Origin of the sequence: Paenibacillus sp. FSL K6-3182, from assembly GCF_037976325.1 — a bacterium.
GTDB lineage: Bacteria > Bacillota > Bacilli > Paenibacillales > Paenibacillaceae > Pristimantibacillus.
In genome coordinates, this window is the sequence record NZ_CP150265.1 from 4,213,169 (window position 1) to 4,236,558 (window position 23,390).

20 protein-coding genes and 1 pseudogene are annotated in these 23,390 nt (G+C 45.0%); 2 read left to right on the forward strand and 19 right to left on the reverse strand.

Annotation, left to right across the window (positions count from 1 at the left end; translation table 11 throughout):
- Nucleotides 1-110 precede the first annotated feature (110 nt).
- Nucleotides 111-965, forward strand: a complete 855-nt coding sequence (locus tag MHH56_RS18540) for a manganese catalase family protein (protein ID WP_339203065.1) — start codon at nt 111-113, stop codon at nt 963-965.
- A 354-nt stretch (nt 966-1,319) separates the two neighbouring features.
- Here the strand turns inward: MHH56_RS18540 and MHH56_RS18545 are convergent, their stop codons facing one another.
- The 19 genes from MHH56_RS18545 to MHH56_RS18635 all read right to left on the reverse strand — a co-directional run bounded on the left by MHH56_RS18545 (nt 1,320) and on the right by MHH56_RS18635 (nt 22,690).
- Nucleotides 1,320-1,583 carry a hypothetical protein gene (locus MHH56_RS18545; RefSeq protein ID WP_339203066.1) on the reverse strand — a complete coding sequence of 88 codons (264 nt, stop codon included), beginning with the start codon at nt 1,581-1,583 and terminating at the stop codon, nt 1,320-1,322.
- Nucleotides 1,584-1,719: 136 nt separating this feature from the next.
- Nucleotides 1,720-1,884 (reverse strand): hypothetical protein, encoded by a 165-nt coding sequence (locus tag MHH56_RS18550; RefSeq protein ID WP_339203067.1) that lies wholly within the window; start codon nt 1,882-1,884, stop codon nt 1,720-1,722.
- A 90-nt stretch (nt 1,885-1,974) separates the two neighbouring features.
- Complete coding sequence (locus MHH56_RS18555) at nt 1,975-2,397, reverse strand: VOC family protein (RefSeq protein ID WP_339203069.1); 423 nt, start codon at nt 2,395-2,397, stop codon at nt 1,975-1,977.
- A gap of 244 nt (nt 2,398-2,641) precedes the next feature.
- Entirely contained in the window at nt 2,642-3,253 is a 612-nt protein-coding gene (locus tag MHH56_RS18560; protein WP_339203070.1) for a hypothetical protein, read from the reverse strand.
- Nucleotides 3,254-3,542: 289 nt separating this feature from the next.
- A complete protein-coding gene (locus MHH56_RS18565) occupies nt 3,543-4,478 on the reverse strand; it encodes an ROK family protein (RefSeq protein ID WP_339203071.1) in 936 nt (311 codons plus the stop codon).
- Nucleotides 4,468-6,249, reverse strand: a complete 1,782-nt coding sequence (locus tag MHH56_RS18570) for a class I mannose-6-phosphate isomerase (protein WP_339203072.1) — start codon at nt 6,247-6,249, stop codon at nt 4,468-4,470. The genes MHH56_RS18565 and MHH56_RS18570 overlap by 11 nt, the downstream gene beginning before the upstream one ends.
- Before the next feature lie 77 nt (nt 6,250-6,326).
- Nucleotides 6,327-7,646 (reverse strand): glycoside hydrolase family 125 protein, encoded by a 1,320-nt coding sequence (locus MHH56_RS18575; RefSeq protein WP_339203074.1) that lies wholly within the window; start codon nt 7,644-7,646, stop codon nt 6,327-6,329.
- Nucleotides 7,647-7,672: 26 nt separating this feature from the next.
- Nucleotides 7,673-9,985, reverse strand: a complete 2,313-nt coding sequence (locus MHH56_RS18580) for a glycoside hydrolase family 3 N-terminal domain-containing protein (protein ID WP_339203076.1) — start codon at nt 9,983-9,985, stop codon at nt 7,673-7,675.
- The gene (locus MHH56_RS18585; RefSeq protein ID WP_339203077.1) at nt 9,982-12,432 is read right to left on the reverse strand and encodes a glycoside hydrolase; all 2,451 of its coding nucleotides are present in this window, start codon (nt 12,430-12,432) and stop codon (nt 9,982-9,984) included. Before MHH56_RS18585 ends, MHH56_RS18580 begins: the two co-directional genes overlap by 4 nt.
- 18 nt (nt 12,433-12,450) lie before the next feature.
- Entirely contained in the window at nt 12,451-13,335 is an 885-nt protein-coding gene (locus tag MHH56_RS18590; RefSeq protein ID WP_339203079.1) for a carbohydrate ABC transporter permease, read from the reverse strand.
- Between the two features lie 17 nt (nt 13,336-13,352).
- Nucleotides 13,353-14,252, reverse strand: coding sequence for an ABC transporter permease subunit (locus tag MHH56_RS18595; RefSeq protein ID WP_339203080.1), 900 nt, complete (start codon nt 14,250-14,252; stop codon nt 13,353-13,355).
- A gap of 86 nt (nt 14,253-14,338) precedes the next feature.
- On the reverse strand, nt 14,339-16,018 hold the full coding sequence (locus MHH56_RS18600) for an extracellular solute-binding protein (RefSeq protein WP_339203081.1): 1,680 nt from the start codon (nt 16,016-16,018) through the stop codon (nt 14,339-14,341).
- A 99-nt stretch (nt 16,019-16,117) separates the two neighbouring features.
- A complete protein-coding gene (locus MHH56_RS18605; RefSeq protein WP_339203082.1) occupies nt 16,118-17,773 on the reverse strand; it encodes a response regulator in 1,656 nt (551 codons plus the stop codon).
- 1 nt (nt 17,774) lies between these two features.
- Complete coding sequence (locus tag MHH56_RS18610) at nt 17,775-19,508, reverse strand: histidine kinase (protein ID WP_339203084.1); 1,734 nt, start codon at nt 19,506-19,508, stop codon at nt 17,775-17,777.
- A gap of 177 nt (nt 19,509-19,685) precedes the next feature.
- A complete protein-coding gene (locus MHH56_RS18615) occupies nt 19,686-20,627 on the reverse strand; it encodes a hypothetical protein (RefSeq protein WP_339203085.1) in 942 nt (313 codons plus the stop codon).
- On the reverse strand, nt 20,618-21,430 hold the full coding sequence (locus MHH56_RS18620; protein WP_339209659.1) for a hypothetical protein: 813 nt from the start codon (nt 21,428-21,430) through the stop codon (nt 20,618-20,620). The genes MHH56_RS18615 and MHH56_RS18620 overlap by 10 nt, the downstream gene beginning before the upstream one ends.
- 138 nt (nt 21,431-21,568) lie before the next feature.
- Complete coding sequence (locus MHH56_RS18625; RefSeq protein ID WP_339203087.1) at nt 21,569-21,691, reverse strand: hypothetical protein; 123 nt, start codon at nt 21,689-21,691, stop codon at nt 21,569-21,571.
- A 280-nt stretch (nt 21,692-21,971) separates the two neighbouring features.
- Nucleotides 21,972-22,130: a helix-turn-helix domain-containing protein gene (locus MHH56_RS18630; protein ID WP_339203089.1), complete on the reverse strand. Its 159-nt coding sequence runs from the start codon at nt 22,128-22,130 to the stop codon at nt 21,972-21,974.
- Nucleotides 22,131-22,147: 17 nt separating this feature from the next.
- Entirely contained in the window at nt 22,148-22,690 is a 543-nt protein-coding gene (locus MHH56_RS18635) for a hypothetical protein (protein WP_339203090.1), read from the reverse strand.
- Between the two features lie 8 nt (nt 22,691-22,698).
- On the opposite strand from MHH56_RS18635, the pseudogene MHH56_RS18640 reads away from it, so the two are divergent.
- A pseudogene (locus tag MHH56_RS18640) lies at nt 22,699-23,084 on the forward strand (IS3 family transposase); the annotation flags it as partial.
- Nucleotides 23,085-23,390: the final 306 nt, after the last annotated feature.

The following is a 23,390-nucleotide window of genomic DNA, read 5'->3' on the forward strand; positions in this document are numbered from 1 at the left end:
AATTGATATGATTTCCACAATCCTTTTCAGAATTTGCATAATGAAACTTTAACTGTGAAATCATAATCAACGTGTTCAGGTTGTTTAGAAACGATAAAGGAGTGATTGTTTTGTACTATTACAAAGAAGAACTAATCAACGTAATTAAACCAGATAAACCAGATCCAGCAGCTGCAAAAGTTCTTCAGGAAGCGTTAGGCGGCCAATTCGGTGAAATGCGAACCATGATGCAATATTTTTTCCAAAGCTCTAATTTCAGAGGAAAAGACAAACAATTTCGCGATCTACTGAGAGGGGTGTTTTTAGAAGAAATTGCTCATGTCGAGCTTGTTCAAAGTACGATCAATCAACTACTTAATGAATCTGGTTTAAATAATCCCGGAGATGCTGGGGTTGATAAAGCTCCGATTGACGAGGCGGTTAAACACGGAAACCCCCACCACTATATTATGGGAGCTAAAAGTTCTTTACCTATAGATGCGGGAGGAAATCCATGGAATGCATCGTGGGTTTATAGTCATGGCAATCTTGTTGCAGACATGTTAAACAATGTCGTACTTGAGTCTACTGGTGTTCTGCAAAAAACACGGATTTATGAGATGAGCTCTAATCAAACATTCAGAGAAACGTTAGGATTTCTTATTGTCCGTGATAATGCGCATCAGAACGCTTTTGCCAAAGCACTTGAAACACTGGGCGTTGATTGGGGTAAAGTGTTCCCAGTACCGAACTATGATATCAACAAATATCCTGAGTGCAGAAAGTTCGTAGATATGGGCTATCACAATATGCAATTTAATTTCCGCTTAGATGAAACATTAATTTCTAATATTTTTCAAGGTGAAAGCCCAAGCAGGAATAGTGGTACTTTATCAGTAACTCCTCCTCCTCAGGGGTTTCCAGTTCCAGAGCTTCCTGATATGCCAAATGAGCATAGCCCCGGAGTTGCAGATTTACTTAGATAATTAGTAAACGTTACAACGGTTTTGGCGAAAGGTTAACCCACATATTACAATTAGCACTTTCTCGACTCTTGAGGCTTATCAGAAAAGTATCCTAACTGTTAATTGATGCGTTTATTGCAAATAAAACATGATGAGCAAAGTTTGAAACAGCTTTAATCAAAAAAACCACATGGAGTTGTTGCCTTCCATGTGGTCAATTATGTAATAGTCTTACTCTTTAACTATATTTCTATATACTTCTGTGAATACGAAATAAATAGTTTTACTGCGCCTCTTGGTTCATATACTCACGTGAGATTCTGTGACCTATACTCTAATAAAACGAAAACCAAGTATAAGGTAGCTGGACCATTTTTATAAATTTCTCTCTTTTATATCGGTTACTATCACTAACGCTTCGTACACGACAGGTTCAAGGGCGTGGCTATCGAAGCTGGTTATATACGTTCCGCCATTCGAAATAATTCGCTCTAGGCGCTCGCTTGCCTCTTCAAGTGATAAAGTCGGTGCGGACTTGCTTGCGAATGCGTCGGGCATATAGGTTTTAAAGACGATTACACCAATAATGAACACGCTTAGAATAATAGCGATTATATCACGTTTTAAGTCCGTAATCATGGAAACCTACCTCCTACAAGTCCGGAACGCTTCCGCATCTCACATATATATATCGCAGGAAATTCCGACTTTTCATGTAATAATCAAGACTTTACTTTCCTCTTTTTGTTATCTGTGCAATCGTTGATCTTCATATTCATAAACTACTTAAATTGCTTACCTGTAAATTTAAATCCATTACTTCCTGTCTTATTTTTTCAAGTTTATTGTACTGCTCTTCGAATTTTGGATCAGTGATTTCTAAGGAAAATGCATCCTTTTCTGCTTTCTTTAATTCCTTATCTTTCTGATCAATGATCAATAGCTTTCAATAAAAAATCCATATTTAGTTTGGTCACATTTCATTTCTCCTTTAATAAACTCAAATTATAACTAAACAAATTTATATCATCTACTTCATTCGTTTGGAAATTGGATGATCTTCTTTCATATCTAATAAATCCCAAAGGTTCCCATACAAGTCCTTAAATACTGCTACCGTACCATATGATTGTTCTACTGGATCTCTAACAAATTCCACTCCTCTTGAAATCATTTCATTATAATCTCTCCAAAAATCATCTGTGTTTAAAAACAGAAAAACTCTACCGCCAGACTGGTTACCTACAAAGAGCTCTTGTTCAGGCTTTGATGCTCTTGCAAGTAATATTGTGGTACCCACTGAACCAGGCGGAGATACCACTACCCATCGTTTATCTTGCTCTTGCTGATATGTGTCTTCAACTAAAGTGAAATTTAACTTCTTTGTATAAAATTCAATTGCCTCGTCATAATCTCTTACAACAAGTGCGATATGTATTATAGATTGAATCATATCCCAAACTCCCCTACATTTCATAATTTCTTACTAATTTTATTTTTTTCAAATACAATGCTTGACCTAAGTGCTCTCCAAAAATCATTCTGATTATTGCCCTTTTTCAAAACCGATGATAGTAGTTATTATAACATACTCATGTAATCTGCCCGTTAGTTCAAAAAAAGCAGACTATCCTTTTAGCCAACAATAGAGGTTTTAAAATATCAAACGATCACGACAGGTACATTTACTTTAAGTATTATTTTAGTAATTCAACTATTCGCTCGTAGTCGTAGATGTTATGTGTCTTAAACGCTAACTTATGATTATTATTTCCTTCAACAAAACTAAAAATAATATAGTCATTATTTCTTACATAATTAGAAGAAAGATTGCTCTTAGTTATTACCTTAACAAGCTGAGCATCCGTATCCGTTTGAAACATAGATTTTTTCATTATTCTGAGGTTTGATTTTGTTATCCAAAATTCACCTTTAACCCGTTCATTATCAATAAGAATCGTCAAGTCTTTAATTTTTGTTTCAGATTCTTCTGTCTCAATTTCACCAATGTTTGGGAATGCAATGGCATCGTTAACTACACTTTCCTCATGCTTACTGGATGATACGGACTGGATTGACTGGGTTTCGCCACTGTTTTTATCTAGCAATTTTTGCAATAGATTCACAATTTCGGCCAATCCAATAAAAAGAAATCCTGAAATAATAGCTGAAATCCACCAGTACAATGCAATTACGACCTGGAAATCGCCATATTCATCTGTAGATAAAGCAAATCCTAAAATAAAGCCAATGGCAATTAAAAGTATTCCTATAGCCAACAGGCAGGTTGAGATGGTATTTCTCATCATTTTCGACCCCTTATGTGTATTGGGAATAAGTTCCATAGTGAAAACATATCAAAATTCCCTAAGATATACTAGAAATTTCATTTCACATTCCAATAGCTAAACCTTCATTGGACTTATTTATTATAAAAAATGAGTTAATTGCTACACTAGCACTCAATAAAAAAAGCCACCTGAAAGGGTGGCTTAAACTTAAAGAGTTTACAAAAGTATAGATAGGAGTCGATAGTACGGTCCCGCTCCATTCTCCAACCTCGGTCACCTTATGCGGCTCCACTAGTTAGGAGTCCTATTATGAAGTCCCATGTGGTTCTGAGTCGAACATACAGGAAGTACCGATAAAGGTATGGTGCAGCGCATTGTCGAGGGCTTCGACTTTCATACCGAGTGGTGAGAGCATGCGAATAAGGCCTTCTCCGAACAAATCCATGCTTTTGGCTATTTGGCCTCCAATTATGAGACGGTCAGCCTTAAAATCTATTAGGAAAGGCAGTAAGAATTGTCCCAATTCATCCCCGAATGCCCTGAACAGCTCGCTCATGCGATTCTCGCCCTTCCGGGCAACCTCCGCAAGATCCTTCACATCCATGCCATCATGCTGACAGCCGGCATCCCGGAATAACTTAAGAATTCCTCTCCGCGAGAAGCATTCATCCGCAGCCACGCCTTGATGAGGCAAGTTATATAAATAGCCATCTTGCGGTACGTGTTCACCTTCGGTGACAAGAGTTCTGCAATCAATAAAAGCTGAACCAATACCCGTCCCAAGCGTAATAGTCAGTATTCGCTCATTTGGATAGAGTTTGCCGGTTCCCAAACCAAACAATCTGCCATCATTCTGGAACCGGATGTCCAAGAAATCTGTATTCTCCCCAAAGCCGTTTGCAAGCAATGCTTGCATGAGCTTTTCTTTCACGTTTACACCGTATAGCGATTCGAATTTATCCAGCTCACGAATCCAGCTCACGCCGTTTTCATAATCAAACGGTCCAGGAAAGGACATGCCGATGCCGATGGCTTCGGGTGAGAATGAATGCGGAAACCGCTTATATTTTTCAAGCAAGTCTAATAGGATAGCTGCCAATCCGCCAATGATGACTTCTTCCGATCCCTTGGCATTTGCAGCATAATGAGAGATCGTGCCTTCCATTACTTCCCCGCGTTCTACAACGCATCCCTTGACATAAGTTCCACCCACATCCAAAGCAAATATGAGATCAGCGTTCAATCAGGCTCACGTTCCATTCCGGAGATACTCCCGCTTTAATCAGTTTGCATGGCGTTTCCGTCAGGTTTACGATTTTGTATGCACCGAATACGGAAGGTAGAATATAAGATTCCGCGTAATTCAAATCGACGAATATTGATTCATCCGCAATGGATACAATACGTACGCTATTTCCCTCCACGAGATTGTACATGACAAACTCGCCGTCCGTCTGGTCTAGCCATTCCGTCTGCAGATGGATCCGCCTTACGTAAAACAGTAGATCGTCTCGTTGACCGAGCAAATACTCTTCGTTGCCGCCTTGGATCTGCAGCAGCTGCGGCTCGGGGATGAGGTTTTGCTTAACCCACGATGTCGTTTTGTCGTAATCGATATTACGGAAGCCGTGATCCGCGTTGATCGGACGTGGTTTGCCATCTAGATCCTTACGCAAATAATCGTATAGCTTGAACGTAAACCACCAAGTCGTAGATGAGACTTCAAGCACAAGATTATCGATCCCTGAAGCATGAACGGTTCCCGGAGGAATGAGGAACAAATCCCCTTTGTTCGAATCGAATTCGTTGACATATTCAGTGAATTCCATCGGTACGCCTGTTTCCTGTGCCTGCAAGACGGCGTTTTGGAAATTCTCTCTCTCCGTTCCTTCCGTAAGCCCGAGGTAAACCTTGGCATCCTTTTTCTGTTCCATAATGTAATAAGATTCCTGCTGTGTCATAAACTCGTTGAAATGTTCACGCACGTAGTCCTGCTTCGGATGCACTTGGCAAGATAATTTGTCCCCGTTCATCGTATCAAGGTAATCGAACCGCACCGGAAAATAATCGCCGAACAACGACACCGGACGTTCGCCCATGATGGCTTTATATTCAAGGGCCATCACGATCAGGAACGGTACTTCGATCACGTCGCCTCCATATCCAATTAGAATAGAATTCTCTGGTGCGATCGGCTCGAAGCTCCATGCACAGTTCACCCACTCCTTAGGAAGGTCAGCCATGTCTTTCAAATATTGTCCACCCCAAATACCAGGGGCGAAAAACGGCTTAACGCGAAGCGGATTTTGGGCCACGCTCCGGATCATGCCTTCCAAGTCAGAGATGGTCAAGAATACAGGCTCTTCCGGCTTGTTCATGTCCAAGTAGAGATCGATGTTCTGGAAAATACGTTTACGGTACGTTTCCAGTATCGGCCATTCCACGAAATAACTAATTTTATACTTTTCAACGGAATCGCGGTTCCATGACATTCCGAAATTGAGCAGTTGCTTTTTATGCTGGATTTGCTGATATTCCCTAGAAACATCCAGAAATAAGACAGTGCCGATCCGCTCTCCCGCAAGCCAATAAGCGCCTGGGCCGAACACGATAATCGCCGTTCTCCCATTTTGTTCTTTCAATCGGGTCGCGAGCGTTTCTCTTGCGTCCAATACGAAATAAGCCTCGATTTCATCCTCAGTCACGTAACCGAACGCTCTATTTTCCGTAATGTTGCGGTCGAATTCCTCACGCAGCGTCTCACCGGATTTCAAGTAACCTGCCGTGCTTTGAACGTTCAAGCTCCAACCTTGCTTCTCGATCGCGGAAGCAGCATGCCGAATGAATGACTGAAAGTCAGCGCCGTGCGTGCCGTCCACGATAATAAGCGTGGGCGTGCCCGTCTTCTCGTCCAAGCTCGCCTTTAATAGCTCCGTTAAAGCTTCATAACCTTTTGAAATTGGCTGTTCCAAGAATGGCTGCCTGACTGGGTTTATAGGATATTTATTAAACATGGATCATACCTCCTTCAATAATCGCCGTCATATGTTTGATAAAAAGGGCTGTACGTTTAAATGAATTGACTATCGCTCTAAATAATGCCTTGTTGCAAAGCTTTCCACACCAAATGGGCAAACTGACTGTTTGACCAAGCAAACCAATCCCTCGTGAAATTGGTAGGATCATCTTTGTGGAAGCCTTCATGCATAAAGCCGGTGTCAGCATCCGTCGACTCCATGATATCGATCATTTCCCTGATTTCATCCGGGTCCACGGCGGTCAAACCTTGCATAGAATAAGCGAGATGCCACACGAAGTCCGGCGGTGTATGAGGGCTGCCAATACCGCTAAGGCTCTCGCCTTTGTAATAGTAAGGATTATCTTCGCTCAAAATGAAAGCTCGCGTGTTCAAATAGATAGGATCGTTTGCATCCGCGAAGCCGATATAAGGCGCCGATATCAGACTTGGCGTACCTGCGTCATCCATTAGGACGTGATTGCCGAAGCCGTCTGTCTCGAATGCGTACATGCGTCCGTACTTCGGATGTTCCACGATGCCGTACAATTCAATAGCATGCCGGATTTCTTCTTCCATTACAGCCATGCGAGCCGCAAGCTTCTCATCTCGGTATACGTAACGGACGATTTCGCCCATGTCGCGAAGTGTTACAGCGGCGAACATATTAGACGGAATGTTGAAATGGAAATCGCAAGCATCGTCGCTTGGACGGAATCCTGACCAGATCATGCCAGTCTCGTTGACCAGCATGCCGCGCCCTTGCCTCCGCAGTGTATCGATCATGATTCCATTATGACGCTGGAATCTATACGTTGAGAGCTCAGCATGCTGCTGCTCGATCTGCCAGACGTCCAGCATCGCCAGCAAAGAAGCTTTGAATTGCTCATTGAATATGCCCGTCCGGCCCGTTTCCTTCCAATAATGATAGGCTAGACGGAAAGAGAAGCACATGGAATCGAGTTCGAATTTACGTTCCCACACCCAAGGCGAACTTTCCGTTTCGTCTCCGGAGTTCCAATGCCAGTCATTGGCGGTTTCGTTAAAAGCGTTAGCATAAGGATCAATGCTAATATAGAACATATGGCGATTAATGACTCCCTCCAAAATACGCTGCAGCTCGGGGTCTTCCTTGGCAAACGGGACATAATGCATCACTTGCTCCACGGAATCCCGCAACCACATAGCGGGGATGTCTCCTGTTAGGACAAAGGTAGTCCCGTCCTCCAGCAGCTTTGTTGTCGTCTCCAGCGTATTTGGGAAGCAGTTCTGAAATAATCGGTTAAGCTTCGGCCGATGAGCGAGCAGCTTGTCGGCTTCCTCCATCGCCTTTATGATGGAAGGCGGCAGCTTTAGCTCGGGGATATCAATTTGCGGCAAACGATGGTTTTTCATAGTGTTGTTTCATCCTCTCTCCATACTTATTCGGGCGGAAGTACATACAAGTCAGCCCCAAGGAGCGACTCTGCGTGGCCGCCTACTTGGATACGGAACTGACCCGGTTCGACGATGCGGCGATAGTCCCTTCCTACGTATTGCAATTGTTCCTTTGCGATCGTAAACTGGACGGTCGTCGATTCGCCAGGCTCCAATTGAATTTTCAGGAAGCCTTTCAATTCCAAAGCTGGCCTCGTTACGGAACTGACAACATCAGTTACATAAAGCTGTACGACCTCCTGTCCCGCCATTCCGCCGATATTCGTGACATCAACGCTTACGGTGCAGCTCTCATCCGGCTTTATATTAGATTTGCTTAGCGTGATGCCGTCATACTGGAAAGACGTGTAGCTAAGGCCATAACCGAATGGATATCTAGGTTCTAAGTCTGTCTCCACATATCGCTTGCCTTTGGTCCGCTTCGTATTGTAATAAATCGGAAGTTGTCCCGAATGCTTAGGAATCGATATTGTGAGCCTGCCGGACGGGTTGTAATCGCCGAATAGTACGTCCGCGATTGCATTCCCGCCTTCCTGTCCAGGATACCAAGCCTCTAGAATCGCATCGGCGTGTTCGTCGATCCACGGTTCCACGATCGGCCGTCCGTTGATAAAAACGACGATAAGCGGTTTGTCTGTCTTGTGAAGCTCTTTCAGCAATTCCAATTGAACGCCTGACAAACTCAGTTCCGCTCTGTCAAATCCTTCTCCGCAATCCATATCGCTTAAGCTTGACTGATCGGTAATAATCGCAGCACCCGTCTTCAAATCTATCGTTCCTTCGCCGAAGTCCCTTGCGCTGGAACCGCCAACTACGGCTATGATCGCATCTGCAGCCTGCGCGATTTGGAGTGCGTGCTCGAATCCTTCCTTCGACGGATCTTTAATGCGGCAGCCCGGCGCATACATGACCTCGCTTTGGCCAACGCATTTTCGCTGAATGCCGTCCAGTACCGTCACAATACCGGAGCGCTCCTGCGGCGATGTATAATCACCCAATTGATTATAAATATTGTTCGCGTTAGGTCCGATGACCGCGATTTTGCTCAAGTTTGTTGACAACGGCAGCACCTGATTGTGGTTCTTGAGCAGGATTATGCTTTCTTGCGCCATCCGTCCCGCCAACTTGATGTGGCTTTCTTGGCCGATAATTTCCGAGGCCCTGTCTGGGTTCGCGTATGGTCGCTCGAACAAGCCTAACTCAAATTTCTGGTGAAGAATGCGGCGCACAGCAAGATCAATATCCTCTATAGAGACCTTTTGATTCCTTACGGCATGCAGCAAATGCTTGCCGAAGCTGTCGCCAGACATTTCCATATCGACACCCGCAAGCAGCGCCGCGCATGCTGCATCCTCTTCTCTTTCTACTACTTGGTGGCCGCCGCAAAGCATATTGATCGCTCCGCAATCGGTAATGACGAATCCCTCGAATCCCCACTTTTCTCTCAAAGTTTGGGTAAGCAGCTCATAATTCGACGTGCATGGCACGCCATCGATTTCGTTGTATGCCGTCATGATCGACAGCGCACCGGCCTGCACCGCTCGCTCGAATGGCAACAAATCCTTTTCGAGAAGCTCCCTCGCGCCGATTCGAGCGGGCGCCGCATTGCGTCCTCCTTCGGAGCTGCCGTAGCCGGCGAAATGCTTGAGTGTTGCGATAACGGTATCACCCGAAGCGATGGACTCCCCTTGCAAGCCTTCGACTGCCGCTACCGCCATCTCTCCGATAAGATACGGATCCTCGCCGAATGTCTCTTCCGTCCGTCCCCATCTAGAATCGCGGACGACGTCGAGGACAGGGGAATATGTGACCGTTCCCCCTTGTACCCTCGTCTCTGCTGCAATCGCGCGGCATACTTCTAGATACAGCGGCGTATTCCAGCTGCTGCCCATCGCAAGCGGCACTGGGAATACCGTTGCACCGATGGCCATATGCCCATGGGAGCATTCCTCCCCGAACAAGATTGGAATACCAAGCCTCGTATGCTCAATCGCGTATTTTTGAATCAGATTGATAACTTCCGCCCCTTCGCGGGGCGATAATCCCGACTCCAGTGTTACACCGGTCCAAGGATCAGCTCGCAAAACGCCGTAGAGTGAGCCAACGCTCCCCCTCTCGATATAGGAACGGAATGTTTCCGTCAGCTCTATGCCGTCTTCCGTTCGTTCGTATGCCTGCCAGCCAAAGGGTTGGATAAGCTGGCCGATTTTTTCCTCTAGCGTCATGCGTTCCAGCAGATCATGAACCCGCTTTTCCGTCGATATTGAAGCATCTAAATACTTTTTCACTTTCATCATTTCGATCTCCATGCCAAGATACCAGCATTCATGCTGCGGCAAGTGGTCATCGCTGATTCCGGCTTATTAAGCGCTTCGCCCCATGCGACAAAATATCGGAATTCATAGAAGCCGCCCAGCGTTGCCGTAAAGTTAGTTTCCCAATAATTGTTCATTGCCCATGAATAGAGATGACCTGGATCATGCTCCAGCTTCTCGTCCCCGTTCAGTAATCGGAAGCCGTGTTCAAGCTTTCCTAGTTGAATAAGCGGTGTATCCGGCATGGCTATTGACACGCCACCTTGACTTCCCACGTAAGCGACGCCTTCCCCGATGCAATAATAATCGGCTAGACTTCCCGGCAATTGATCCTTGCGCGGACGAGCTAGAGAATCCATTTTATCCATCCACAGCTCCTGCTCGCCATCCATAATATGGCCCCCAAAAGGCAAGGAAATATACAGATTCTCCGGATCCCATACGCTGTCCTTATGCATACGTACGGCCACATCCACGCGAGGTCTGTCTGTATATGCCGTAACGAGCAATGAATAATGCGAGCATCCCGCCACCTCGAACGTCAACTGAACTGTACCGTACACATCACCCTGCGCAATTACTTCCGCACTCGTCAGTACCCCTGTCGAGACAATCGCATCGGCTCCTTTACGGTTGCGGCCCATCATGCGTCTAACTTCATACATATCCTTAACGCTGGAAGCACGGGTTATGTCATATACCGGCGAGAAGGCATGGTGATTGCGGTCAGAGCGCAGCATTTCCTCCCCAGTACGCTTGTCGATCCAGGATGTAATCCCTTCGCCCTTCTTCCATTCCATCCGGACAAATGGCGTCTCCAAATAAGTCGAGGTGAAGTGAAAAGTTTTCTCTACATGCGATACGTCGATATCCATCATTCTGTCTGAACCTACGTAATCCGTAGTGTATGCTGTCTTTGCTTGACCATTGTGGACAGGATGAATCATCAATATTTTCTCTTCTCCGGCTTGAAGTGTCACTGGTATGCTAACGATGACACCCCTCGGCGCAACTCTTAGCTGAGCAGGATATACCTCTCCACTTCCTTCGACACGTGCTTCGAATCCGTCCTTGATCAGGTCATAGTGCCAACCTTCCATAATCAGATGGGCAACGTCTTCTTGTGCAAAAGGATTAGGATTGTGCAGCTTGAACCGCATCGGCCGGTCTGGTGCAAGCAGCGCATCCCCTTTATGTTCCAAAATATCATACAATGCGCGATGTACGAGCGTGCTCGCATTGGCGGCAAACGCCTCCTTGCGGACACCCAGCTCCTGCACGAAGGGATTCCAAGGCTCTGTCACAGAGGAATGGTAGCCCCAAGTATGCTCGGCGAACAATGTCAGCTCGTATTCCATCGCTCTCATCGCCTCAGCAGTTACAATCTCTCCGTTTGGATCAAGCTGCTTCACTTTCCGATGGACACGCTGCGCCTCTCGGAATACTTGCACATGCTTCGGCGTTGAACCAACGCCATCCGTCCACCAATCTGGCCAATCGCCCCGGAATACAGGAATATCGTCGGGATGCTGTTCTGCATGACCACGTACCGCGTCAAAAAATTCATCCAACGTACACGGTACGATTTTGATTTTTTCGCTATGTTTGCTGTTCCACTGGTTCACGAAATCCATAAGCTGGGCATTCGGAGAGCTGTTGTCCGTCGGCAGCCCAGACATCATGACAGGTGCGAATGGGAACGGATACCCGTCCGCACGCAACCGTTCCAAATACCTCGGAATACGCGCTTCCGCAATCTCGAACGTGATGCCCTTGGACGTATCGAATTCATCCTTAATGGTATAAGAGCCTCCGATACCTGGAATTAATCCCAAATCGTTGCCGAAGACGTAATGCTCTCCGTTCCATGTCAGGAGCCTTTCGCCATTTGGCATCTCCCACCAGAAAGGCTGCTGCTTCTTCCATAGTGGATACATCGAATGATGAGTATGGATGCAGGTGATCAAGTTTTGAATACCCGCATTGAGCAGCACCTCGCCATACCCCCAGCTAAAGCCCGTAATATCGGCTGTCATGGCAGACTTCACCGGCATTCCAATCGATTCTCCGTAAGTGCGAACACGGCCGATCATTGCTTCAAGCAGATCTTTGCCGACAAGCTCGCTCATATTAAGATAAGTGCCTGAAAGCCCGATATCTCCGCGTCTTACCGCTTCAGCAAACTCCAACTTTTCCTGCTCAGTAGCCTTTTCGAGGAACGCCTCAATTGGCCAAAACGTTTCGCAGACCCATTTAAATCCATTCCATTCAGGGCGACGTCCATCCTGAATTTCGCGAAAAATATGAAGCGCCTGCCGTATAAAATCGACGTGATATTGTTTTATCTTCTCTTGTCGCTCCGTGTACCCCACATCGGTATGCGAGTGATGAATCGCGTAAATTGTCCAAGGTTTAGTTCCAGTCTCCATTAGCAATCGCTCCTTTAATTATTCTTTTACCCCGCCCAAAACCATACCTTTCACGAAATACTTCTGCAGGAATGGATAAAAAGCAAGAATCGGCAGCGCACCTACGAAAATTTGCGCGGCTTTTACTGTTCGGTCCGACACGGAAGCTAAATTCGCCAGCTGCTCCGCGGACATGTTGGTCAAGCTCGATTGAACGATGACGGTTTGCAGGTAACTCGACAGAGGATAGTTATGCTGCGAATTCATGACCACAAGTCCGTCAAACCATGAATTCCAATGCATAACGATCGTGAACAGCATAATCGTGGCGATGGAAGGCATCGACAGCGGCACAAATATACGCCATAACGTAGTCCAGTGTGTCGCGCCGTCGACAAATGCCGCTTCTTCCAGTTCTTTGGGCAGCCCTCTAAAAAAATTCAATAATAAAATGACATTAAATACAGGAACAGCCCCAGGAATAACTAATGCCCATATGGAATCGAGCAGCCCGGTCGCGCGAATCGTCATATACCAAGGAATCAATCCCCCGCTGAACAAAATCGTAAAGACGAAGAACCACGCGTAACCCGTCCTGAATTTCAGCTCCTTACCGGTTTTGGACAGCGGATAAGCAATAAGAATGGTTAAAACCATGCTAATGACTGTGCCTAGAACAACCCTCTCCACCGTAATCCATAACGAAGTAAGAAACTCACTCTTGGATAACACGAATTCATAGGCTTTGAACGTCATTTCCTGAGGCCATAGCTTTACGATCCCAGCGCTTGCCGCTACATTTGAGCTTAGGGATACCGCCAAAATATGAATAAGTGGTATCAGACAAGATAATGCGATTCCAATAAGAAAGACATAATTGAGTGTGTGAAATAAGCTTCGTCCAAATGATTTTCCTTCTACCAAATCGGTTCTCTCCTTTCCTAAAAGATGCGGTAATCAGCAATTTTGTATGCCAGCCAATACGAGATAGATACAAGGGCAAAAGAGATAATTGATTTGAACAAGCCAAGTGCGGTAGCCACACCGTACTGCATATCCATTAACCCAATTCGATAAATTAGCGTATCCAGAATATCTCCACTCTCATAAACTAGCGGACTATATAAATTAAATACTTGGTCAAACCCTGCATTTAATACATTTCCTAAACTTAATGTCGCCATCAAAATGATAACCGGCATCATACCTGGAAGGGTAATATTCCATGTTTGCTTCCATCTGCCCGCGCCATCGATCATGGCTGCTTCGTACAAACTGGGATTAATCGTTGTCAGTGCCGCTAAATAAACAATCGTACTGAATCCGAATTCCTTCCAAATATCCGAAACGATCAAGGTTATCGGAAACCAAGTATTATCTCCTAGAAAAAAAATAGGTTTAATTGAGAAGATACCTAAAAACTGATTCAGCAGTCCGTTGGACGGTGACAAAATATCGATGAATACGCCGCCCAGAATAACCCATGATAAAAAGTGAGGAAGATAAATTAGCGTTTGAACCCATCTCTTCACATACATTTTGCCAACTTCGTTTAGCAAAATAGCGATCGTAATCGGCACAAGAAGCCCAAACACCATCTTGAGAACAGCGATATAAACCGTATTCCAGAGAACCTGCCCGAAATCGGGCATTTGAAACAAATATTCGAAATTTCTAAATTCTACCCATTTGGAATCGAACAAACCTTTTGACGGAATATACTTTTGGAACGCCATCAATACCCCGACCATCGGAAAGTAGCAATAGATCAATACGATCACGATGCCCGGTATTAACATCAAGTGCAACGGAAGCTGCCTGAGTCCCTTTTTTGTGTGCAAGATGTCCACTTCCTTATTTCGAATCTCAATTTGTCTGTATAGAAGAAAAGGGGCAAGCCATAAGCATCTTACCCCTCACACTTGGATTATTGTTGTGAAACGTTCCATTCATTGACTTCTTGTGTAATTTGATCGCCGCCGAGCGCTTTCCAATCCTCGACGAACTTGTCGAATTGGTCGATCGAAGCAGCGCCGTAAACGATTTTCGTGAAGATTTCAGTCTCCATCTTCTCTAATGTAGCTTTTTTCTCACCCATCGTATCGGTAGGAGCTCCGCCGTATCCTTCAGCGATCACTTTACCTTCATCCGACAGTTTCTTCAGCACCATCATCGCTCCTTCTGGACCGTTCTGGTACATTTCACCGTAGAAATTCAAGTCTCCGCCTTCAAATGCCTTGATTTTGTCGTAGGTTGATTTCTCTTCCGGGTTCAGCTTGGATGGATCCCCGATCTTGATCGCTTCCGCTACGTTCACCGAACGGTTGATATCTTTGTCCGGCGCAAACAAATCCACCATTGAATATTTGGCAACCGTTATACCGCTGCCGTCTACTCCATATTTCAAATAATCTGCAGTTTCTCCATACAGCTTCTCCATGAAGAGATTTGCCATCTTGACCGCAATTTCCGGATGTTTCATATCCTTCTTAACTACATAGTAGAACGATGCGCCAAACGGCATTTGCACGGTGGCATTACCGCCATCGACGGACGGGATCGGAAACGCTCTCCACTCTGCAGCACCGTTTTTCTTTTTGTTATCTTGAAGCGGCCATTGTGAAGCCCAGCTTGGTCCAAACATCATCCCAATACGGTCGCCGACCAGCGACTCCGCAACTTTCGAGCCGTCCTTTACGCCAAATTCCTTATCCAGTTCGCCGTTCTTGTACAGTTCTGCCAGCTTGATTAGCGCTGATTTGACTTCTGGCTGGATGCTTCCGTAGACTAAGTTGCCTGATGCATCTTTTTTCCAGATCCGAGGATATGCGCCGTAAGCATTTAGGAATCCATTCAGGGAAGGATAGCCGTTAATGATATCTTTGCTTAGCGCGATGCCGAATGTATCCGCTTTGCCGTTGCCGTCAGGATCTTTGGTCGTGAAGGCATTCGAAATTTGCAATACTTCTTCCCATGTTTTCGGCTCGGAAAGACCCAGCTTCGTCAACCAGTCCGTACGCAGCCATAGCAACGGTGTTTGCGCGCCGATCATCGGCTCCGTCTTTGGAATTGCAAATAATTTGCCGTCGAAAGTAACGGATTGCAAAGCCTGCTTGTCCTGCTCGAAAACGCTTTTTACAGCTGGAGTTGCATATTTCTCATAAACTGATGTCAGATCTTCCAACATATCCGATTCGACCAATTGCTTTAATTGAGAGGAGTTAACCATCATGAGATCGGGTATTTCTCCGGAAGCGATGGAGAGGTTCAGCTTCTGGAAATATTGTGCGTCCGTACCTTTTACAATCCAATCGTATTTTAGATTAATACCCATTTCTTTATAGAGATCTTCCCAGGCATTTTTCGACTCCGATTGACCTTCTGGATACACCACGTCTTGCGTGATAAATTTCGCCGCTGTTACATCAATGGGAGGATCATATTTGCCAAGCGGCTCAATAACGGCTTCTCCTGTCCCTTGATTTCCAGAATTAGCACTCCCGCTTTGTTCGATGCCGTCGTCTTTGCTGCCACAGCCTGCCAGGACAACGGAACATACCAAGATGTTTGCGAGAATGATACTCAAATGACCTTTTCTCTTCATCATGAACACCCTTTTCTAGTTAGTTTTCTTTGCTACGGCTTCATTATAAAAGTAAAGCGAGTACGCTAACTAGTTTCCATTCGTGACATTTGTATCTTTTATTTACACGTTTGAATCCCTCTTCAGTTCACGGTATTCCTGCGGCGTCAGATGCGTCGCTTTTTTGAAAAAACGATGGAAATACTGCGAAGACAAGAAACCGAGCTCGGATGCAATCTCGTGCACCTTGTAACCATCTTGCTCCAGCATACGCTTCGCTTTCTCCAGCCTAATTTCGTTGATATAACTGGACAAACCTTTACCCGTCAGTTTTTTGTACAACCTGGAGAGATAGGAAGGGTTATGCCCCACCACCTCACCAATTCTCGACAGCGACAAATCTCCAGACAGATGGCTCGCCACGTAATGCTGGATTTTCTGAATGAGCTCATGCTCCTGAACGACCATGCCGGCATGCTGCCATTCAAATATATTCTTGGCATAAGAAGTGAATTCTTCGCAAATTTGATGCCAGGAACGGTATCTTTCGAACTGCGTAAACCGTCCCAAATCCTGATCGGTGTGAGCGTCATTACTCGAATGCAGCAAGCCATGAGGCAGGAATACTGCGACAAGCAAATAGTATAGCTCCATCTGCACAGCGCTTGGGAAAGCTCCTGACAGCGACGCGAAAGCAAGCAGCTCCTCCAGCGTTTCAATTGTTTCATCCTCTTGTCCGTTCTCCATGCAGGACTTCAAATAGGAAATTTTATTAAAATGAACCGAGGTAAGACGCATCTCTGCGCTACTGTTATTAGTTTGGGGCATGAATTCAGGCTCCAGTAAAATCAGCTCGCTTCCGAATCCAAGACCGCTATGGAAAAGCAGATTAAGCCGCTCGAACTTGTGCGGAACGTCATACCATTCCGAGAAGCTGTTCGCAAGCGCCAGAGACAGAGGCAGCTTTAGCAAATTAAGCGATGTCAATTGAATTTGTTCCAACATTTCGCGAACGAACAGGAATGTTCTTTTGAAAGCGCCTTGATCAGATGGAGCTTCGGAAGGCTGGATAAACCAAACCATTTTGTTTTTGTCATAACTCATAGAGATTACTTTCGTGAGTGGAGATAATAATTCGTTCGTCATATTGTCCAGAGCAAATTGGAACAGAGTTTTGTCCATCAAGCTTTCCCGTTGTCCCCAATCATCGATGCGCACAATCATGAGCAAGCAAGGAACACCAGCATCCAGAGGAATCTGCAGATCTTCGAATTTGTCGCGTAGCGAATGCAGCGACCTGTCATCACCTTGTATCAGCTCGTTCAAATACTGCTTCTGAATATAGGGCAACGCGACCTTCCTTTGCTGGCTTGCCTCAATGAGCTGCATATCCACTAATTGCTCTTGATCAAGCTGCTTGGCAACAGCGAGAATGCATTCCACAATTTTGGCATTGCCTTCCGTCTTTAGAATGTAGTCCGCGCTGCCTTGCCGAATCGCTTGCTGAATATAAGTAAAGTCGCTGTGACCGGTCAAGAAGATCACTTTGCACCTAGGCCACTGCTTCACAATCTCGCCCTGAAGCTCCAGACCATTCATGCCTGGCATCCGAATATCCGACAACACAATGTCTATTTTCACTCTTCCGAGCCACATCAACGCCTCCTGCGACGTACCCGCCGAATAGATTTCCAATTCGGGTTCCGTCAATCGGCTGCATAACTTCGTAAGCCCCTGCAGAATCAAAGGCTCATCATCTACGATTAATAAGCGGTACATCTTACTCCTCCTTTGTCTTAACAGGTATTATCATCGCAACGCCCAAGCCGCCTAGCTCGCTTCGGAAAACGTATAGACCAGCCGATAGGCCAAATTTGATCTGCAGCCGCCTATGCACATTGACGACTCCCGTCGTTTCAAGTTCCGATGCATCCTGAAGCTTGAACTTGAGCCGCATAAGCTCGTCTTCCGTAAGCGCGGTGCCATTATCTTCAAAATAGATACAAAGGAAGTTGTCCCGCAATTCATTCGTTATTCGCAAATGACCATCTGATATTCTGGACTCCAGTCCATGCTGGTAGGCATTTTCAATGATAGGCTGCACGATGAGACGCGGTACCAGCAATTCCTCCCACCAAGGGGGAATCGGTTCCACCGAAACATTAATCCTGCTGCCGAACCGCATCATCTGGATATTCAAATACGCTTCAGCATGCTTCATTTCTTGCTCTAGTGACAGCTCTGACTTTGCATCTCTCGTAATAAACTGAAAGTAGTTGCCAAGATAGTGTACGAACTTCCTTGCATTATCCAAATCCTCGAATTCGATCAGCTGATGCAAAATAAAAAAGCTATTGTAAAGGAAATGCGGGTTGATCTGCGACTGCAGCTGTCTTAATTCAGACTGCTGACTCCTAATTTGCTGCTCGTATACTTCTTGTATCAAGGATTGCAGCTTAGCTACCATCTTATTGAACTGTTCTGACAGGTCCGAAAATTCGTCATTACTCCTCTGTGAGACCCGAACCGCTAGCTGGCCTTGCTCCACTTTTCGGAAGGCCTTTAACAGGTTGCGGACGGGATTCCGAATCGCTTTGAAAATCCAATACGAGAACAGCGCCATCACAATGATGGACAAAGCGAACAAGATCCAGAACAACGCATTATATTTGTCAAAATCGCGCATAATGACGTCTTCCGGCGTGTATATTCCTAGCGAAAAATCATATCCTGACGATTGCCGGAGCGAAACCAAATATTTCTTCCCTTGGTTCTCAAATATGACGCTTTCAACTTCACCGCCTGACTGCCGAGATAATAATTTTTCGATTTCATCGGAAGTATTGGGCACCGCGTGATTAGTAATAACACGACCCTCCTGCTTGAAATAGAGGTAAGCTCCTCCTTGATCGGACATACTGCTTAAATCGTCCATGATCATCCGCTGATTGATCTCGATCTCGATCAAGAAGACGGGAGCCCTGTTTTTGATCACGCTTTCCGGGTAATAGGAGCCCATAAGCAACTTGTCGCCATGCCATACTAATGGAGATAATTGCTGCTGCATCTTGAATCGAATCGTTTCCAGTTCTTTGATCGAGACACCCTCAATGTAGCTTCCGGACTTTATTTGCTTGTCAATCAACGGGATGTAGAGAGTTGCACTCGCAATATAAGAGCTGGAGTCCTGCAGAAGAGCCACCTTTCTCTCTAACCGCAAAATCGCTTCACGCAGCTCGTTTTCCGTCAAGGCCGGAGCTACCGTACTTAAAGCCATAAGATCCTCGTCCACCAGTAAGGAACGTTTGAAATTTTCGATATTAACGATTTCATTCGTCAGTGATGACAAATAAAATTTCACATTGGTTTGCATGGATTGCAGAATTTGATCCCGCAAACTGCTGGCCACCTGCTTGTTCAAATAAATGCCCAACATGTACACAGGTAAAATCGCGATCAAGAAGCCCAGGAGCAGCTTAGGAAAAATCGTAAATCTTCTCTTTTGAAACCACATTTCATTTCCTCCTGCCAAGCCTTTGCATCGATATCCATGATGTACTTACCATTCTCAGAAAAAAATCAATTGTTTGAACCCGCAGAAGCGTTCCAACATTGGAAAAACCCGACCTCAAAGGGTCAGGTTTTCATTAAATATATGGGTGAGCTTTACCAATCTATTCGGTAACTTGTTTTACCGTAATATTCTTGACTTCGTCATGTTCCCTTTATAGCCTTCCAGCGTAATACCGATTACAGATCCCTCTACCGGAATAGATAATCCATTCAAATCATGATATCCCCGAATGAAATAATCGGTTGTTGCACCATCATACTTTTTTGTAGGTTTAACCGCTACTCCATTAACGGTAATGTACGTATGCCACCAGTCTTTCGAGGAAGGTACATCGATCCAAAGCTTATTGCCATTAATATAGTAGCTTCCATCAAATGATTCGGAATAAATATCTTTCATTTTGCCTGCATAACTGACGGTATCTATAACATTCTCTCTCTTATCCAATGTGGATATTCTTAACAGGTAACGATCATCATCTTTCACTGGTACTTCGAATTTCCCTGAAGCCAGTTTTATATCCAAGGTCTTGGTATAAGTATCTTTTCTGCCATCCGTAAAGCTCAAGTCGAAACGAACTTTGCTGCCGCGGTTCTCCTTGCCCCAGCTGATATCGAATCCTTCGGCTGTTTCATTGACTGACACTTTCGAAAGATAATCTTTACTTTCAAGTTCAATAATGGCTGGTTTGCTCTCGCTTTGATCGGCTCCAACAGCAGTCAATTTAAGAGCCACGACATGTTTATCTAAGTTTTTCACATAGAAGTTGTCGCCATAAACTCCGCCTAAAAATTCCTCTTTTCCATTATTCAGCTTTGCATAGAGATTGTATTGCTTCACCTTACTATAATCAGTACGATTCCACACGACATCGATTTCATTAGTATGATATCGATCTTTGACTGCAAAACCCGTAGGCGTGCTAGGCGTGTAGTTTCTCCCATCTGTGAGTTTAAGCTCCCCGATGTTGACTTGATAGCCGTTGATGGATTTCCCCTTCGGATCAAATGCTTGACCCAGGGCAGCGATTTCACGATTCGCATACGAACTTAATACCACATGCGCTCACGTTCAGCGATCATCCACTGTTGATCGTCATCACCTCGAAGGTTCTTGCTCGGATCACCCAAGTTCTCATCCAGGGCATGTTGAACAAAGTTTCCTCCTAGTGACGCAATCGCAGTAAGCGGGTTCCCTGTCTCTGGATCAAGAATGACATCCATATTGCGAGTGGAGTTGTGAGTTCCTCCGAAGTTCCCCATACCTGCCTCGATCCCTGAGAAAACTGTTTTTAGAGGATCAATGCCTCTTCTCTTCGCTTCTTCGACGCTTTTCTTAATATAGACTTGATTCGTGCTATCACCATTATTCCATCCATCCGGAGAGTTCCAGTTATAGTTCATAAAGATGGAGTTGTTAATGAATTCGGGATTAATAGACGTATCTTGGTTAATGAAATACCCATCGAAGCCGAAGTATTCCTTCATCTCAATCAGCTTCTCTGCTACAGGGAAACTTCCGTCTTCCCTTTGCTTAAGCAAAAGATCATACGGTTGCCCTCCGCGCGGGATAAAGATACAACCTACCGATTTCACGCCATTTTTGTGCGCCGCATTCGTATAAGCTGGGTTAGGGAGATCTACGATGCCGAACTCAAATGCTCGTCTTTCCCAAGATTCGGTAGGATCATATAAGCTGGAAGGTACATCCTCTGTTGCTGTTCCATGCCAACCGCCATAATAGTCTGTATATTGCCAGAAGTTAAATAAATAGTTCGAAAACTCGTTATTATAAGGCGTTGCGCCAAGGAAATAGAAGTCATAATCCCCAATTAGGTTAAAAAACTCAGTCTCTGGGCTCAGCTTAGGATTCGCTTGGGTCGCAGAAAACGCCTAATTCCTCTGTTGCAAGGGCACAAAAGCTCTTAATCACTCAGCATTCGGATCAGTCGCTGGAGACCATTGCTCGATATCGACAGCTCGATATCCATGGGTCATCGGTTAATTCTTGCCATATGCTGCATCGCCTGTAGGCGGCATGGAGTCTCCTGCTAATACATTATAGGGGAACGCTAAAAGCGACATCGTTACTGTTGTTATAAGTGCTTTTCTTCTTATTTTCACCGATCTTTCCTCCTAATTGTTAATTAACCCTTAGAGATTCCTTAAGACAAATGGGGCTGGTATGACGGACAGACAGATCCTGTATTCACAAGTTTTATTGTTTCATTTTACAAAAAGTAATCGTTTCAAGTCTTTGAAAGATAAAGTCTTATTTTTGCACATTTCGGACAACTAGTTGATATTCACTTAGCTAATTATTTTCCCCCTTCGCAATTGTCTCTTCTCGATCTTGCACCTTGATTATAATAGAGCTTGTCGTCCCCCTTCTATTCGCCGTTGTTTACATTCGACTATCATCTGTTGACCTTCCAATCTGATCCCGGTATTCCAGCGGGGTTGCATTCATTGCTTTACGAAAAAAACGGTAAAATGATTGCTCGGACAAGAAACCGACTGCTTTGGATATTTCGTTGATTTTCAACCTATTTTCCCCCAGCAACTCCTTTGTCTTCGTACCTATTGACCGTTTTCCAGAAGCGTTTGCATCAACGTCATTTTCTTCATTTGTTTGCGCAGCTCTCTTACGTCTAAATCCGCGGCCAGTTCGTGTGATTCCTGTTCAAGCAGCAGTAATTCTTGTCCAAGTCCCAGCCCGCGATTCATCAACAAGCGCAAATGCTCAAACTGATCGGATAGCTCTTTCCATTCCCGGTATGTCGTACCCACGGGAAATGATAGTTTTATATTGAGCAGCTTCTTGCACGCGTTCTGGATCATCTCTGCTGCGCCTTTAACAAACGCCAAAGCCCACTCTCTCGTCACCGTCACTCTGCTGGAGAAGAATCCTTCCTGTTTCGGTTGAATCAACCAAGCAATCTTCGTCTTCTCTTCGAATTCAAAGGATACTTGAGGGATAGAAGTAGACATATACTCTTCCGCAATATTTTGTATTGCAAATGAATACAGCGATTTGTCGAAGGCGCTTGTACCCTCACACCATTCGTCAATCCGGCCGAGGAGTAGAAAAGCTGGAGCTTCGGCATTCAAAAACTCGGCCATTGGACAGCATGGTTGAAGAGATTCGAGAACTCTGCACTGAGCATAAATTCCGTTACGGATACCAAAAGATTACAGCACTGCTTCGAAAAAAGTACAAGATTAATCACAAGCGCGTACAACGAATCATGCAATGTGAGCAGCTTCAATGTCGAGTCAGAGTCAAGAAACGAAAGCATACAGGGCAGCCTGCTTATGTAGCTGAGTACCTATTAAAGCGGCCATTTCAAGCTGAAGCACCGATGCATAAACTCGTCACGGATATTACGTATTTACCATTCGGTGGAAAAATGATGTACCTATCGAGTATCCTCGACTTATATAACGGAGAGATCGTAGCTAGCAGTCTATCCGATAGCAAGATACGGACTTTGTCCTGGATACACTTAATCAGCTCCTAATACTCGTCTCTCAGACACTTCATTTGATCCGAACGCAGACCCGAGTTATGGAGAGCCTTCCAGGTCTTTAGGAGACTACATTGATGTTGCATTCTCATATCCTGACAGACAGATTACGGTATGGACAGGAATGATCAGCAATATACAAAATATTATTTCAAACCTTTAGCTTAATCAGCTTCTTCCGTTAGCTCGTAAAAGTGTTACCCGAAAAAAAGTTCTTCGTATCAGCCGATTTATCTTCCACTAGGAGAGGCATACTTCATGTCGCTCCTTTTTCTGTTGATCTAGACAAGAAAATA

Bases quoted from the DNA above. Each gene is read 5' to 3' on its own strand.
- MHH56_RS18580 (WP_339203076.1), bottom strand. From the start codon at position 9,985: ATGATGAAAGTGAAAAAGTATTTAGATGCTTCAATATCGACGGAAAAG.
- MHH56_RS18555 (WP_339203069.1), bottom strand. From the start codon at position 2,397: ATGATTCAATCTATAATACATATCGCACTTGTTGTAAGAGATTATGAC.
- MHH56_RS18545 (WP_339203066.1), bottom strand. From the start codon at position 1,583: ATGATTACGGACTTAAAACGTGATATAATCGCTATTATTCTAAGCGTG.
- MHH56_RS18585 (WP_339203077.1), bottom strand. From the start codon at position 12,432: ATGGAGACTGGAACTAAACCTTGGACAATTTACGCGATTCATCACTCG.
- MHH56_RS18605 (WP_339203082.1), bottom strand. From the start codon at position 17,773: ATGTACCGCTTATTAATCGTAGATGATGAGCCTTTGATTCTGCAGGGG.
- MHH56_RS18635 (WP_339203090.1), bottom strand. From the start codon at position 22,690: ATGGCCGAGTTTTTGAATGCCGAAGCTCCAGCTTTTCTACTCCTCGGC.
- MHH56_RS18600 (WP_339203081.1), bottom strand. From the start codon at position 16,018: ATGATGAAGAGAAAAGGTCATTTGAGTATCATTCTCGCAAACATCTTG.
- MHH56_RS18570 (WP_339203072.1), bottom strand. From the start codon at position 6,249: ATGTTTAATAAATATCCTATAAACCCAGTCAGGCAGCCATTCTTGGAA.
- MHH56_RS18560 (WP_339203070.1), bottom strand. From the start codon at position 3,253: ATGATGAGAAATACCATCTCAACCTGCCTGTTGGCTATAGGAATACTT.
- MHH56_RS18610 (WP_339203084.1), bottom strand. From the start codon at position 19,508: ATGTGGTTTCAAAAGAGAAGATTTACGATTTTTCCTAAGCTGCTCCTG.
- MHH56_RS18575 (WP_339203074.1), bottom strand. From the start codon at position 7,646: ATGAAAAACCATCGTTTGCCGCAAATTGATATCCCCGAGCTAAAGCTG.